10 protein-coding genes are annotated in these 15,422 nt (G+C 61.5%); 5 read left to right on the top strand and 5 right to left on the bottom strand.

What is annotated here, in order from left to right:
- Positions 1-634: 634 nt before the first annotated feature.
- The 5 genes from MWH26_RS08970 (at position 635) to MWH26_RS08950 (ending at position 9,567) form a co-directional block, all read left to right on the top strand.
- Positions 635-2,161: a xylulokinase gene (locus MWH26_RS08970; RefSeq protein ID WP_247976934.1), complete on the top strand. Its 1,527-nt coding sequence runs from the start codon at positions 635-637 to the stop codon at positions 2,159-2,161.
- Positions 2,139-3,470 (top strand): xylose isomerase, encoded by a 1,332-nt coding sequence (gene xylA / locus MWH26_RS08965; protein WP_247976933.1) that lies wholly within the window; start codon positions 2,139-2,141, stop codon positions 3,468-3,470. The genes MWH26_RS08970 and xylA overlap by 23 nt, the downstream gene beginning before the upstream one ends.
- A 301-nt stretch (positions 3,471-3,771) precedes the next feature.
- On the top strand, positions 3,772-5,460 hold the full coding sequence (locus MWH26_RS08960) for a sodium/sugar symporter (RefSeq protein ID WP_244696262.1): 1,689 nt from the start codon (positions 3,772-3,774) through the stop codon (positions 5,458-5,460).
- 282 nt (positions 5,461-5,742) lie between these two features.
- Complete coding sequence (locus MWH26_RS08955; protein ID WP_247976932.1) at positions 5,743-6,837, top strand: endo-1,4-beta-xylanase; 1,095 nt, start codon at positions 5,743-5,745, stop codon at positions 6,835-6,837.
- Positions 6,838-6,918: 81 nt separating this feature from the next.
- A complete protein-coding gene (locus MWH26_RS08950) occupies positions 6,919-9,567 on the top strand; it encodes a glycosyl hydrolase 115 family protein (RefSeq protein ID WP_247976931.1) in 2,649 nt (882 codons plus the stop codon).
- 308 nt (positions 9,568-9,875) lie between these two features.
- On the opposite strand, the gene MWH26_RS08945 is transcribed toward MWH26_RS08950, so the two are convergent.
- The 5 genes from MWH26_RS08945 to pxpB all read right to left on the bottom strand — a co-directional run bounded on the left by MWH26_RS08945 (position 9,876) and on the right by pxpB (position 15,393).
- A complete protein-coding gene (locus tag MWH26_RS08945; RefSeq protein WP_247976930.1) occupies positions 9,876-11,306 on the bottom strand; it encodes an amidohydrolase family protein in 1,431 nt (476 codons plus the stop codon).
- A gap of 380 nt (positions 11,307-11,686) precedes the next feature.
- On the bottom strand, positions 11,687-12,877 hold the full coding sequence (locus tag MWH26_RS08940) for an NRAMP family divalent metal transporter (protein WP_247976929.1): 1,191 nt from the start codon (positions 12,875-12,877) through the stop codon (positions 11,687-11,689).
- The gene (locus tag MWH26_RS08935) at positions 12,874-13,656 is read right to left on the bottom strand and encodes a LamB/YcsF family protein (RefSeq protein ID WP_247976928.1); all 783 of its coding nucleotides are present in this window, start codon (positions 13,654-13,656) and stop codon (positions 12,874-12,876) included. Before MWH26_RS08935 ends, MWH26_RS08940 begins: the two co-directional genes overlap by 4 nt.
- Complete coding sequence (locus tag MWH26_RS08930; protein ID WP_247976927.1) at positions 13,653-14,660, bottom strand: 5-oxoprolinase subunit C family protein; 1,008 nt, start codon at positions 14,658-14,660, stop codon at positions 13,653-13,655. The genes MWH26_RS08935 and MWH26_RS08930 overlap by 4 nt, the downstream gene beginning before the upstream one ends.
- Entirely contained in the window at positions 14,650-15,393 is a 744-nt protein-coding gene (gene pxpB, locus MWH26_RS08925; RefSeq protein ID WP_247976926.1) for a 5-oxoprolinase subunit PxpB, read from the bottom strand. The genes MWH26_RS08930 and pxpB overlap by 11 nt, the downstream gene beginning before the upstream one ends.
- Positions 15,394-15,422: the final 29 nt, after the last annotated feature.

Here is a 15,422-nt window from a genome sequence, read left to right as displayed (position 1 = left end):
CTAGCTTGCCTCACCCCTAGCCCCTCTCCGAGGGAGAGGGGGACTAGCTCTAAAAACTGTTCTAAACTGTTCTAACAGCTGCCCTCTACTGTCTTCTAGCTCCTAACTCCCAGCTTCTTTCTTCTAGAAACTAGTTCCTCTCTCCCCCGGAAAGGGGCTAGGGGTGAGGCACCTGCCAGATCGACCCGCGTCAGAACCATACAATTTCTGAAGCCTACCACGTACTAGTAAACCTCCCGACACGCTAGCTGCATGTAGACGAATAGAATTTTTTCAGCTAAAGCACCTATCTGCACTGTAATGACAGGGGTAGTGGCTATTTGACTATTCAGATAATTAGTAAGAAAATAAAATTAAGCGCTGCGGACTATCGAAACCGTTTCCGAAAACGGTTTCGATAGGTTTATTTGAAAAACAATGAATAGGAGCCGATTTGACGGTAGTAGGTGTGTAGACACTCACTGTATATTCGGAAAATAGTGGCTTAAAATGGATGCTTGCGTATCGTTGGGCATGAGTAGTTTCGGCACCATAGCCAGTAAGCATAAATAGAACTATTCCTCTTCAGACTGCCCGTCGTTCAACTTAACATACACCCTGGCATTCTTCCCCGAACTTTCCCATCATTCCCACCATGAATTACCTCCTCGGGTACGATATTGGCAGCTCCTCCATCAAAGTGGCGCTGCTGGCTGCGGATACTGGCCGCTGCCTGGCCAGCGTCACTTCGCCTAAAAAGGAAATGGAAATTTCGGCGCCGCTGGCCAGCTGGGCCGAGCAGCGCCCGGAGCGGTGGTGGCAGGAAGTCGTCAACGCTACCCACGAGCTGAAGCAGAACTACGGCTTCGATGCGTCGCTGGTAGCCGGCATCGGCATCACCTACCAGATGCACGGCCTGGTGCTGGTGGATAAAAACGGCCACGTGCTGCGCCCCGCCATTATCTGGTGCGACAGCCGGGCCGTGGACTACGGCAACCAGGCCTTTGAGGCGCTGGGGGAGGAGTACTGCCTGCAGAATCTGCTCAACTCGCCCGGCAACTTCACGGCTTCCAAGCTCAGGTGGGTCAAGGAAAACGAGCCCGCCATTTTCGAGCAAATCCACAAAATTCAGCTGCCCGGCGACTTTATTGCCTTCCAGATGACGGGCCGCCTGTGCACCACGGTGTCGGGCTTGTCGGAAGGCGTGTTCTGGAACTTCCGGGAGCAGGCCGTGGCCCAGGAGCTGCTGGACTACTACGGCATCAGCCGCGACTTGCTGCCCGAGGTAGTGGACACCTTCGCCGAGCAGGGCCACCTGACGCCCGCCGCCGCCCAGGAGCTGGGCTTGCACGCCGGGACGCCCATTGCCTACCGCGCCGGCGACCAGCCCAATAACGCCTTTTCCCTCAACGTGCTGCAGCCCGGCGAAATAGCCGCCACGGCCGGCACCTCGGGGGTAGTCTACGGCATCAGCGACCAGCCGGTGGTGGATGCCCGCTCCCGCGTGAATGCCTTTGTGCACGTGAACAGCACCCTGGCCCAGCCCCGCAACGGCATGCTGCTGTGCGTAAACGGCACCGGCATTTTGAACAGCTGGCTGCGTAAAGTGGTAGGCGAAATCCCCTACGATGAGATGAACCAGCTGGCGGCGCAGGCCCCGGTAGGAGCGGAGGGGCTGCAGTTCCTGCCCTTCGGCAACGGCGCCGAGCGGGTGCTGGAAAACCGCCCTACCACCGCCGAGCTGCGCGGCCTGAGCTTCAATATTCACGGCCGGAGCCATGTGCTGCGCGCCGCCCAGGAGGGCATCGTTTTCGCCCTGAACTACGGCATGGACATCATGCGCGAGTCGGGGGTGCAGGTGCGCAAGGTGCGCGCCGGCAACGCCAACATGTTCCTGAGTCCGGTATTCCGCGAGGCCTTCGTGAACAGTGGCAACGTAGAGCTGGAGCTCTACAACACCGATGCTGCCCAGGGCGCGGCCCGCGGCGCCGGGGTAGGGGTTGGCCTCTACGCCAGCCCCGCGGAAGCCTTTGTTGGCCTGGAGCGCATCCTTACTCTGGAGCCTACCCCGGCGCTCCAGGAGCAGTACCACTCGGCCTATGCCCGCTGGCACCAGGCCCTCACCCAACAGATTCTTTCACCCACTAGCTCAACCCACCATGTCACTCAACACGCTTTCTAAAACGGAATTCTTCACGGGCATCAGCCCCATTAAGTACGAAGGGCGCGAATCAGATAACCCGCTGGCCTTCAAATGGTACGACGAGAACCGCGTGGTGGCCGGCAAAACCATGAAGGAGCACCTGCGCTTTGCCGTCTCCTACTGGCACACCTTCACCGGTACCGGCGGCGACCCATTCGGCCCCGGCACCAAGCAGTTTGCCTGGGATGCCCACCACGAGGCCATCGGCCGGGCCCAGGACAAGATGGACGCCGCCTTCGAGTTTTTCACCAAGCTCGGCACGCCTTACTACTGCTTTCACGACATTGACTTGGTGGACGAGGGCTCCTCCCTGAGCGAGTACGAGCGCAACCTGCAGGCTATTGTGGAGTATGCCAAGCAGCACCAGCAGGAAAGCGGCGTGAAGCTGCTCTGGGGCACGGCCAACGTGTTTTCCAACCCGCGCTACATGAATGGGGCCAGTACCAACCCCGACTTCCAGGTAGTGGCCCACGCCGGCACCCAAGTCCTGAATGCTCTGGACGCGACCATTGCCCTGAACGGCGAAAACTACGTGTTCTGGGGTGGCCGCGAAGGCTACATGACCCTGCTCAACACCAACATGAAGCGGGAGTTGGAGCACATGGGCCGCTTCCTGACCATGGCCCGCGACTACGCTCGCAAGCAGGGCTTCACGGGCAAGTTCTTCATTGAGCCCAAGCCCGCTGAGCCCACCAAGCACCAGTACGATTTCGACGCCGCCACCGTCATTGGCTTCCTGAAGGAGTACGGCTTGGAGAAAGATTTCATGCTGAACCTGGAAGTAAACCACGCCACGTTGGCCGGCCACACCTTCCAGCACGAGCTGCAGGTAGCCGCCGACGCCAACATGCTGGGCTCCATGGATGCCAACCGCGGCGACTACCAGAACGGCTGGGACACCGACCAGTTCCCCAACAACCTCAACGAGCTGACCGAGAGCATGCTCATCATTCTGGAGCACGGCGGCATCCAGCCCGGCGGCATCAACTTCGACGCCAAAACCCGCCGCAACTCCACCGACCTGGAGGACATCTTTATTGCCCACATCAGCGGCATGGACACCTTCGCCCGGGCCCTGGTGGTAGCCAACGACATCCTGGAAAAGTCGCCCTACCGCAAGTTCCGCCAGGAGCGCTACGCCTCCTTCGACGCGGGTCACGGCGCCGCCTTCGAGAAAGGCCAGCTCACGCTGGAAGACCTGCGCCGCATTGCCCACGAAACCGGCGAGCCGGTACTGCGCAGCGGCAAGCAGGAGTGGCTGGAGGCCATCATCAATCAGTACATCTAAGGTAGCTCGTAGAGCGTCAGGCCGAGCGTAGCGCACGTAGCATCTTGCTCGGTGTCGTTGTGCTTCTCATGCAGCCGTCAGCGCGCAAGGTGCTGCGTTGCGTTCCTGCCTGACGTTCCGTAATTAACTACCCAAACAAACCCGGCTGGTCTACTGAAGGGTGTGGGAACCCAAGGGGAGGGGCCGGCCGGGAATGTTTGCCGGTCTGTTGCCAGAAGCCGCCCTAGGTGGTAGCTTGGAGGCGGTATTTCACTTGTTTCTCGCTTAACCACTCCGCCGGAGGGGTTTGCTTATCTCCCACATGCAACATCAACTTGCTACCCTCGACTACGTCGTCTTTTTCATTTACTTCCTGATAGTTTCCGGCTACGGCATCTGGATCTACCGGCGCAAAACCGGCCACGACGGCACCGCCGAGGGTGATTCCAAGGACTACTTCCTGGCCGAAGGCTCCCTGACCTGGTGGGCCATCGGCTCCTCGCTGATTGCCTCCAACATCTCGGCCGAGCAGTTCGTGGGCATGTCGGGCTCGGGCTTTAAGATGGGCCTGGCCATTGCTACCTACGAGTGGATGGCGGCCCTGACGCTCATCATCGTGGCCGTGTTCTTTATTCCGGTGTATCTGAAGAATAAAATCTTCACGATGCCGCAGTTCCTGCACCAGCGCTACAACGGCACGGTGGCCATGATTATGGCCATCTTCTGGCTGGCTCTGTACGTGGTGGTGAACCTGACCTCAATTCTCTACCTCGGAGCCATTGCCATCAGCAGCATTGCCGGCCTCAACCTGGAGTTCTGTCTTTATGCCCTGGCGTTCTTTGCTGTCATCATCACTCTGGGTGGCATGAAGGTAATCGGCTTTACCGACGTAATTCAGGTGTTCTTCCTGATTCTGGGCGGCTTGGCGACTACCTACCTGGCCCTGAACATGGTGGCCGACCACTACGGCCAATCGGGTGTGCTGGCGGGCTTTAACCTGATGACCGAGCAGGCCGGGGACCATTTCCAGATGATTTTCAAGCGCGACAACGAAAACTACATGGACCTGCCCGGTCTCACGGTGCTGCTCGGGGGCATGTGGATTGTGAACCTGAACTACTGGGGCTGCAACCAGTACATCACCCAGCGCGCCCTGGGCGCCGACTTGCCCACGGCCCGCGGCGGTTTGCTGTTCGCCGCTTTCCTGAAGCTGCTCATGCCCGTGATTGTGGTGCTGCCCGGCATTGCCGCCTACGTGCTGTATAAGCAGGACGTGTTTGGCGCAGCCGAGTTTGGCCAGGGCGCCGATCTGAACCCCGACCGGGCTTACCCCGTGCTGCTCAACATTCTGCCAGTGGGGTTGAAGGGCCTGTCCTTCGCTGCCCTCACGGCCGCCGTGGTGGCCTCGCTGGCCGGTAAGGCCAACTCCATTGCCACCATCTTCACCCTCGACATCTACCAGAAAGTGCTCAACCCCCAGGCTTCGGAAAAGAAGCTGGTGAACGTAGGCAAGATTGCCGTCATCGTGGCCATGATTCTGGGCGTGCTGATTGCCCCCCACCTGGGCATCGACAAAAAGGGCGGTTTCCAGTACATTCAGGAGTACACGGGCTTTGTGTCGCCGGGCATTTTTGCCATGTTCATTCTGGGTTTCTTCTGGAAGAAAACGACCTCCACGGCGGCCCTGTTCGCCACCATTGGCGGCTTCCTGCTGTCGGTGCTGTTCAAGTTCCTACCCACCTTCGCCGACCTGTCCTTCCTGGCGCCCTTCGGCTTTGCCGTGCCCAACGCGGCCGGCGTCTATGAAATCCCCTTCCTCGACCGGATGGGCTTCGTGTTCCTGATTTGCATCATTATGATGGTGATTATTAGCCTGGTGCAAACCAGCCGCGGAGCCGTTACCAACGGCCTCGAGGTAGACCGGAGCATGTTCAAAACCAACCGCAGCTTTGCCATCGGGTCCATGGTTATCATGGTGCTGCTCACGGTGCTGTACACCATTTACTGGTAAGCCGCGGATAGAGCGGCAGGCCCGCCGGTAGCACTACCGGTAGGCAACAAGGGCCGCGCAGCAGGGAGGCGCAACGAGGGGCGCTTCTCTGCTGCGCGCCTGTTTTCCGGGAGCAGCTGCAAGCGCAGCACGAACCGCCCGGCCTACGTTTTTCCACTGCGTGTTGCCCCGCAGCCGGCGGAGTAACACGCCCCATTTTTCCTTGCCGCATTGGCACGAGGACGGCCATTGTGCGTCCTGCTGCCGCCGCATTTTTCATCTGTTCCGCTTCTTTCTGAGTTCATGAAAACGTCTTCCTTCTCCATCCGAAAACTAACTCTCGCGGCTTTGCTAGTGGGTAGCGCCGGGCTGGTCAGCAGCCAGCGCCCGACCGCCGATAAAGGCCTGAAAGACTACTACAAAAACTATTTCCCCGTGGGCGTGGCGGTAGGCCGGCAGTCCATACAAGGGGCGGAGGGCGAGCTGATCAAGCAGCACTTCAACAGCATCACGCCCGAAAATGCCATGAAGATGGGCCCCATTCATCCGGAGGAAAACCGCTACTTCTGGACCGATGCTGACGCCCTGGTAGACTTCGCTCAGAAAAACAAACTGCGCGTGCGGGGTCACAACTTGCTCTGGCACGAGCAGACGCCTAAGTGGCTGTTCAAGGATGCCCAGGGCAAGCAGGTCAGCAAGGAAGTGCTGCTCCAGCGCCTGCACGACCACATTTTCACGGTAGTGAAGCGGTACAAGGGCAAGATTTACGCCTGGGACGTGGTCAATGAAGCCATTGCGGACAACCCCCAGGAGTTTCTGCGCAACTCCGAGTGGTACCAGATCTGCGGGGAGGATTTCATTGCCAAAGCCTTCGAGTACGCCCACGAAGCCGACCCCCAGGCCCAGCTGTTTTACAACGACTACAACACCGAGCGGCCCGAAAAGCGGGAGCGAATCTTTAAGCTGCTTAAGAAGCTCAAGGATGCCAAGGTGCCGATTGACGCCGTGGGTCTGCAGGGGCACTGGTCCTTGCAGGAGCCCACCGAGGCCGAGCTGCGCCAAGCCCTTGACCAGTATGCTTCCCTGGGCCTGAAAGTGCAGATTACCGAGCTGGACGTGTCTATTTACCCCTGGGAAAAGGAGCGTCGTGCCAAGCGCCCCGGCGAGTCGGACGCCTACACGCCCGAGCTGGAGCAAAAGCAGGCCGCCCAGTACAAGATGTTCTTCAAGGTGTTCCGCGACTACAAGAACGTATTGACCGGCGTTACTTTCTGGAACGTGTCGGACAAGTACAGCTGGCTGGATACCTACCCCGTGGCCGGCCGCAAAAACTACCCCCTGCTCTTCGACCAGAACCAACAGCCCAAGAAGGCCTACTGGGAAGTCGTGAAGTTCTAGCGTTAGCTCCCCTCCTTGGATAAGGAGGGGAGCTAACGCTAGCCGCAGTTGCCCTATCAGTCAACCCCTTTCCTACCCGTCATGTCCATTTGTTCTTTCCGCCGCCCGTTTTCTGCCCGCCGGTTTAAGGGGGTGCTGGTGGCGTTGCTACTGCTGACTTGCCCGGCCGTCTGGGCTCAAACCACCCTACCCGGGACGGAGGCTTACGTATCTGGCAAAAAAAGCAAGGGCAGCTTCCCGCTGGTAGCGGCCCGGCGCGCCGCAGCCCTGTACGCCAGCCCCGCCGACTGGCCGGGCGTGTTGCGGGCCGCCCGGGATTTGCAGGCCGACATCAACCGCGTGACTACCCTGACGCCCACGCTAACCACCGACAAAGCGCCCAGCGGCCAGCAGGTAGTGCTAATTGGTACCATCGGCAAAAGCCCGCTGATTGACGGGCTGGTGCAGGCCGGCAAGCTGAACGTGGCGGGCGTGGCCGGCAAGTGGGAAACCTTTGTGGTGGAAGTCGTCGACAAGCCCCTGCCGGGTGTGGAGCAGGCCCTAGTCATTGCCGGCAGCGACAAGCGCGGCACCATCTTCGGCATCTACGACCTGTCCCTGCAGATGGGAGTTTCGCCCTGGTACTGGTGGGCCGATGTGCCGACCAAGCCCCAATCGGCCCTGTACGTGGGGGCCGGCCGCCACACCCAGGGCACGCCCCAGGTGAAGTACCGCGGCATCTTCATCAACGATGAAGCGCCGGCCCTGCAGAATTGGGCCAAGGAGAAGTTCGGGGGCGTCAATTCCAAGATGTACAGCCACATGTTCGAGCTGATTTTGCGGCTCAAGGGCAACTACCTCTGGCCGGCCATGTGGGGCAACATGTTTAACGTGGACGACCCCCAAAACCCCGTACTGGCCGACGAGTACGGCATTGTAATGGGCACTTCCCACCACGAGCCCCTCACGCGGGCCCACGAGGAGTGGAAGCACGCCGGCAAGGGCCCCTGGAACTACCAAACCAACGCCGCTACCCTCCAGGAGTTCTGGCGCGGCGGCATGCAGCGCATGGGCACCCGCGAAAACATCGTCAGCATTGGCATGCGCGGCGACGGCGACGAGCCCATGAGCCAGGAAAGCAACATTGCCCTGCTGGAGCGCATCGTGGCCGATCAGCGCCGCATTATTGCTGAAACCACTGGCAAGCCCGCCGAGCAAACGCCCCAGCTCTGGGCCCTCTATAAGGAAGTGCAGGACTACTACGACAAGGGCATGCGCGTGCCCGACGACGTGACCCTGCTGCTCTGCGACGACAACTGGGGCAACCTGCGCAAGCTGCCCAAGCTCGCGGAAAAGCCCCGCGCTGGCGGCTACGGTATCTACTACCACTTCGACTACGTGGGCGGCCCACGCAACTACAAGTGGTTGAATACGAACCCACTGCCGCGCATCTGGGAGCAGATGCACCTGGCCCACGCGTACGGCGCCAACCAAATCTGGATTGTCAACGTGGGCGACCTGAAGCCCATGGAACTGCCCATCAGCTTTTTCCTGGACTACGCCTGGAACCCCGCCCGCTTAGCTGCCGACCAAGTAGATGACTACACCCGGCAGTGGGCCGCCCAGCAGTTCGGGGAGAAACACGCGGCTGGCATTGCCGATATTCTGGCCAAGTACGCCAAGTACAACGCCCGCCGCAAGCCGGAACTGCTCAGCCCCACGACCTACAGCCTCACGAATTACCACGAGTTCCAGACGGTAGTAGCCGACTACCAGACCCTGCTAACCCAGGCCGAACAAATTGGTCGGCAGCTGCCCGCCCAGCACCAGGACGCGTATTTTCAGCTGGTGCTGCACCCGGTAGCCGCCTGCGCCAACCTCAACGAGCTGTACTACACCGTGGCCCTGAACCGCGAGGCAGCCAAGAACGGGCAGGCCAACACCAATGCCCTGGCCGAAAAAGCCAAGGCTTTATTCGCCAAAGACGCCGACATCTCGCGCCGCTACCACGCGCTGGCGGGCGGCAAATGGAACCACATGATGGACCAGACCCACATCGGCTACACCATCTGGCAGCAGCCGGAAAAGAACGTAATGCCGGCCGTGCAAACCCTTGCCCAGCCCACCACGGCAGCTTCCGCGGTGACTCCGGCCCAACCGGCGCCCGTGAAAAAATCACCAACAACATCGGCTGCCGGGGCCGTATTTATGGAAGTGGATGGCTACGTGTCCATGGAAGCGGAGCACTACAGCAAGGCCGTGAACGGGGGCGGGGTAAGCTGGCAGACGATACCGGACCTAGGCCGCACGCTCTCGGGCGTCACGACGTTTCCGGCCACCGCGCCGGCCCAGAACCCCACCGCCAGCAGCCCCTGCCTGGAGTACCGGGTCCGGCTGACTAGCCCCGGGCCCGTAACTGTGCACGCCTACCTGGCCCCAACCCTGGACTTCACCAACAGCCAGGGCCTGCGCTACGCCGTGTCCTTCGACGACGAAGCTCCCCAGATTATCAACCTGCACACCGGCCTGGTAGCCGACAACGGCAACCGGCCCTGGGAGCGGGCTGTAGCCGAAAACATCATCATCAAAACCTCCGTGCACACGCTGGCTGCCCCCGGCGAGCATGTGCTCCGGTTCTGGCGCGTAGACCCCGGCGTGGTGCTGGAAAAGCTAGTGGTAGACATGGGTGGACTAAAACCCAGCTACCTCGGCCCCCCAGAAAGCCCCCGCGGCCCGGTTGCTACCCCGTAGCGGAATTCAGAACTACCCCTAGCAAACCGGTTTCACGCAGCAGCTAGGCAGCTTGTGGAACTCGTACAAGCGGTTGTCATTCCGAGCAGAGCGAGGAATCTGAGTTAAGCGTAAGAAGCTAACTCAGATTCCTCGCTCTGCTCGGAATGACAACCGCTTTTCTGGTTTTCAAGCCCAATTGAAAGTGCTAACCAAAAGCGCTACTAGAGCCGGCCTTCAGTCCAGCCATTGCCCGTGGGGTAGGCCCAAGGCGAGGATGACTTATGCCAGGTAAGAAAAGAGGAGCACATAGTTCACAGTTGCCGCTACTAGTGCTTTACGGCCCGCATCATCTGGCGCAGCTCCGGGGCGGTGTACACTCGGCCGCGCGTGACTACCGCATTGATCTGGCGCAGGTTGCGGATGTCGGCCAGCGGATTCTGGTCTAGCAGCACCAGGTCGGCGTCCTTGCCCGCCCGGATGGTGCCAGCGCGGTGGTCGGCTTTGAGGAAACGCGCCCCGTTGATGGTGGCGGCTTGCAGGGCCTGAGCCGGCGTGAGGCCAGCCTGCACCAACAGCTCCAGCTCGCCGAGCAGAGAGGCGCCGGGGTACACATACGAGTTGGAAGCCCCGCTGTCGGAGCCGGCTAGGAGCGTAACGCCGGCCTGCTGCAGGGCCGGAACCAGGCTCATGAACTTGGCGCTCAGTTGCTTATTGAACGCGCGGGTGGCCGCCGATTGGGCCCGGGCTCCGGCCAGGCGGCGGGCGTAGGTAGCTTGAATCTTGGGGCCGATGTAGGCCAGGAGCGAGTCGCGGGAGTGGTCGGTTTCGGGCAGCTCCGCTAGGAGCTTCTGAATGTAGAGGGTAGGCACAACGGCCGTGTGGTTTTTCGCCAGCGTCCGGTACATGCGGGCGGCAGTGGCAGGGTCGTAGGTGCGGTAAATGGCGGGCAGCACCGCAAACAGGCCCAACGGCTTGGGCGTGCTCAGGCTGCGCTGCACGGCCTGGGTAATGCTGTCTTCCTTGCTGGAGCAGGCCTTAAACACGTAATACAGGTGCTCCGTGGCATCCAGGCCGCGCTCCGAGGCCTCGCGCAGGGTGGCCGTGTAGGGCATGTGGCCCGTGGTAGTCATCCCGCGTTTTTCGGCGGCGGTAATGGTGCTGAGAAAGGCCTCCCGCGAGATGGTGCTTTCGTAGATCTTGACGTAATCCGTCTTCAGCCGCTGCAAGGAATCTAGGGCCTTGTCAATCTGTGCCTGAGTTTCCACTTCCAGGGAGCCCGCCCAAAAAGCCTTCGGGCCGTCAATTTTCGGCCCCGACGTGTAGATAGTAGGTCCAGCCAACTGGCCGGCCCGGATTTGCTGGCGCCACGCGAAGATGCTCGGCGTCAAGTCGCCGCCCGCGTCGCGCACGGTGGTAATACCGTGCGCCAGGTAGAGGGGTAGCAAGTTGCGGTTGGCCGCGGCTAGCGAGTCGCCGCCCCGAAAGTGCACGTGCATGTCCCAGAGGCCCGGAATGAGGTATTTTCCGGTGGCATCGAGCGTGCGCCGGGCCGCTGGTGCTGGGCCGCTGGCGGTAACCTGCCGAATCTGCCCCTCGGAAATGGCCACCGTTTGATTGGGCCGCACCCGGCCGGTTTCCACGTCCACCACGTTGGCGTGGGTAAGCACCAGGTCAAAAGTTGGGGAAGTGTGGCGGCCGGCGCAGCCCGCGGCGAGCAGGGGAAGGGTTGCCGTTAGCAGGCGGGGTAGCAGTTTCATCAGGTTAGTATACTAGAAGGTTCGAGAGCTAGTGTTGGGGTGGTTGATCGGAGCGTTGAGCGGTAGGATAGCTTACAAGTTTTCTAGCGGTAATTCGCCTCAGCCCTAGCCCCTGTCCTAAAAAGGAGAGGGGAACTAGTTTTAGTACCGTTCTTCGAGGGTCAACTATTGCAAGCTTCCTATTTCTGAAGAGAGTAGGAACTGTAAACAGGTAATCGAAACTCGTCATGCAGAGTTGGAGGCGAAGCATCTCGCGTGCTAATGTCTGATTACCAATCCTGAGTCAGCACGCGAGATGCTTCGGCTACGCCCCTGCATGACGGCTTTGTGGAATTCATAAGCCCTGAGACTATTCACTCGACTAGCTTGCTAACTTTGGTTTATTTCCACAAACTGGCCACCTGTTCTACCAGCACTGAGCCGCTCATCCACGTCATAATTCCTACCACCAATACCCCAAACACGGTTAGCCACAACGGATGGCGGTAGCTGCCGATGATGTTGCGGCGGTAGGCGGCCACGAGCAAGGTACCGAGGGTAATGGGCAGGATGAACCCGTTCAGGGCGCCCGCCCAGAGCAGCAGGCTCACGGGCTTGCCAATGGTGACAAACAGAAGCGTCGACAGGACGATAAAGCCGATGATCCAGCGGTTTTCGTGGGTAGCTACGCTGGGCAGCATCGATTTGAGAAAGGAAATAGAGGTGTAGGCCGAGCCGATAATGGACGTAATGGCCGCCGCAAACATCACCACCCCGAATAGCTTGTAGCCCACGGTGCCCGCCGCCAGCTCAAATACCGAGGCTGTGGGGTTGCTGGCGTCCAGGGCCAGGCCCCGGCTTACTACCCCCAGCGTGGCCAGAAACAGAAACACCCGGATCAGGGAAGCCACCGACACGCCCATAACGGCACTGCGCGACACTTCCGGCAGGGCGGCCGCGCCCTTTACGCCCGCATCGAGCAGGCGGTGGCCGCCGGAGAAAGTGATGTAGCCGCCCACCGTGCCGCCTACCAGCGTGATAATGGCTTGGTAGTTAATGGTAGTAGGCACGATAGTGCGCAGCGCCGCTTCCGCCACGGGCGGCTGGGTGGTGAAGGCCACGTAGATGATAACCAGAATCATCACCAGCCCCATGAGCTGGGCAAATCGGTCCATGAGCGGGCCGGCCTCGCGCACCAGAAAGATGGCCAGGGCCAGGGCCGCCGCCAGCACGGCGCAGAGGGTGACGGGTAGGCCCGTGAGTACCTGCAGGCCCAGGCCGGCCCCGCCCACGTTGCCAATGTTGAAGGCCAGCCCGCCCAGCAGAATCAGGAGGGAAATAAAGCCGCCCAGCCCCGGCAGTACCCGGTTGGCAATGTCCGGGGCCCGCAGCTCCGACACGGCAATTACCCGCCAGATATTCAGCTGCACCCCAATATCCATCAGAATGGAGGTCAGAATAACAAAGCCGAAGCTGGCGCCTAAGGACTGCGTAAACACGGTAGTTTGGGTTAGGAAGCCCGGCCCTACCGCCGAGGTAGCCATCAGGAAGGCGGCGCCCAGCAGCACGCCCCAGTTGCGAGCCGGCCTCATGCGGTAGTGGGGTGGGAGTATGGGCGCACCGCAATGCCTTCCTGTTCGAGCCTGGCCCGAATCTGCTGGGCAAACTCCAGGGCGTGGGGCCCGTCGCCGTGCAGGCAGATGGTATCCGCTTGCATGATAACGTCCTCGCCGGAGAGGGCGCGCACCCGGCTTTCTTTTACCATGCGCACTACCTGGGCTATGGCCGTGGCCGAATCCGTGATAAGGGCATCGGGTTGCCGGCGGGGCGTGAGCGTGCCGTTGGGCTGGTAGGTGCGGTCGGCGAAAACCTCCTGCGCCGTGGCCAGGCCCAGCTTCCGGCCGGCGCTGATTAGGGCGCTGCCGGCCAAGCCGTAGAGGCAGGCTTCGGGCTGCACCCGGTACACGGCTTCGGCAATGGCTTCGGCCAGGGCCGGGTTCAGGGCGGCCATGTTGTAGAGGGCCCCGTGGGGCTTGACGTGGTGTAGCGTTCCGCCTTCGGCCCGCACGAAAGCAGCCAGGGCGCCCAGTTGGTACACCGTCATATCGTAGGCTTCTTCCGCCGAAATGGCCATGTCGCGGCGGCCGAAACCCACCAGGTCGGGCAGGCCAGGGTGGGCCCCGATGGCTACCTGGTGTTGCAGGGCCAGGCGCACGGTGCGCTTCATCACGGCTGGGTCGCCGGCGTGGTAGCCGCAGGCAATGTTAGCGGAGGTAACAAAGGGTAGGATGGCTTCGTCGTGGCCCAGGGAGTAGGCGCCGAAGCTTTCCCCCAGGTCGCAATTCAGGTCGACGGCGTACGGGTGGGTCATAGATGGTGAAAAAGGGCGAGGCCTCGTTGGAAGTGCTGGATGGTTTTTTCCTGGCGCAGGTACCAGTAATGAGCCTGAGAGAGGCTGATTTCCTGAAAGCGCAGACGGCCGCCCGGCGGCACCTGGGCCAGCTGGGAAAAATCGGCCGTAATAACCTGCGCAATGCGTGGGTAGCCCCCGGTGGTCTGGTGGTCGGCCAGCAGCACAATGGGGCCACCCGCCGCCGGTACCTGCACCGTGCCGAAGGTAACGGCCGTGGAGAGAATTTCCGGCCCCGCCAGCCGCGGTAGTTCCGGCCCCGCCAGGCGGTAGCCCATGCGGTCGGAGCTGGGCGTTACGGTAAACGCGGCTTCCCAGAAAGCCCGCTGACTTTCCTCCGAAAACAGCCCGTATTCCAGCCCCCGCACGGCCCTGATAAGTGGGGTGGCGGAGAGCGGCGGCGTGAGCGGCGGCGCGGGAAACCAGGTGGCGGCGGCCCAGCTTCGGCCGGGCCGGTGGGCGAGCAGTTGCCGGTGCAGGCGCTGCCCAGCCGAGGTGGGGCCGGCAGCTGGCACCACGTCGCCGGCCCGTAACGCCCGGCCCTGAAAGCCCCCAATACCAGCCCGCAAATACGTGGACTGGCTGCCCAGCACCGCGGGTACGGCCAGCCCGCCCGACAGCGCCAGGTAGGCCCGGCACCCGCTGCGGGCGGGGCCAAAAGCCAGCTCACAACCGCGCCGGACGGCCACGGGCCGGTTCAGGGGTAGAGGTTCCCCATCAAGAGTAGCCGATAAGTTGGCGCCAGTTAGGGCAAGCAAGTGGTCGGCTTCAAACCGGATTGTCGGCCCAAGCAAGGTGATTTCCAGCCCCGCCGCGCCTGGCCGGTTGCCCACCAGCAGGTTGGCTACGCGCAGGGCCAGCGCATCCATCGGCCCGCTCACGATAACGCCCGCCTGCCGGTAGCCCCGGCGGCCCCCATCCTGGATGGTGGTCAGCAAACCCGCCCGCAGAATGCTACAGCTCATGTTCTTGCAGGTGCGCGTACTCGTCCTGGGAAATGGGCACAAACCGCAGCCGCTGGCCCGCCCGCAGCAGGCTGGGCGAGGCCGCTTCCGGCGTAAACAAGCGCCGCGGAGTGCGCCCAATCAGTTGCCAGCCGCCGGGCGTGGGCAGGGAATAAATGCCCGTCTGCGCGCCGGCAATACCCACCGAGCCGGCTGGTACTAGGGTCCGCGGCTGGGTTTTACGCGGCGCCGTGAGCGTTGCATTCATCCCGCCCAGGTACGGAAAGCCGGGGGCAAAGCCCAGCATGTACACCAGGTAGTCCGGCTCGGTGTGCAGCCGAATTACCTCTTCGGGCGTGAGGCCGGTGTGGCGGGTCAGAAACTCCATATCCGGCCCAAACGGCCCGCCGTAGCACACCGGAATTTCCACCACCGCGCTGGTGGCCTCGGCATCGATGGCGGGCACTTGCTCCAGCAACTGGTGCAGCAGCTTCGCAACGCGCTTATACGGGTTTTGGCGGCCGGCCTGACTCGCCAGCCACGGGTCGTAGTACACGGTGAGGGTAGTAAAGGCGGGCACGTACTCCAGAAAACCAGGAAAGGGGTGCTGGTTGAGGTAGGCGCCCACGGCCTGAATTGTGCGGTGCGTGGCTTCGTTGATGACCTCGCCAAACTGCAGCACAACGGCCGCGTCGCCCAGGGGATAGAGCTGGGCCAGGGGCTGCTCTGAGTTTCGGCGCAAAGGCTGGTCCATCGGTTGGTTTGCTTTACCTTGGGTGTTCG

It is taken from the genome of Hymenobacter sublimis, assembly GCF_023101345.1.
GTDB lineage: Bacteria > Bacteroidota > Bacteroidia > Cytophagales > Hymenobacteraceae > Hymenobacter > Hymenobacter sublimis.
Note: the sequence above shows the minus strand (reverse complement) of the source record. Positions and strands in the feature narration are given on the sequence as shown.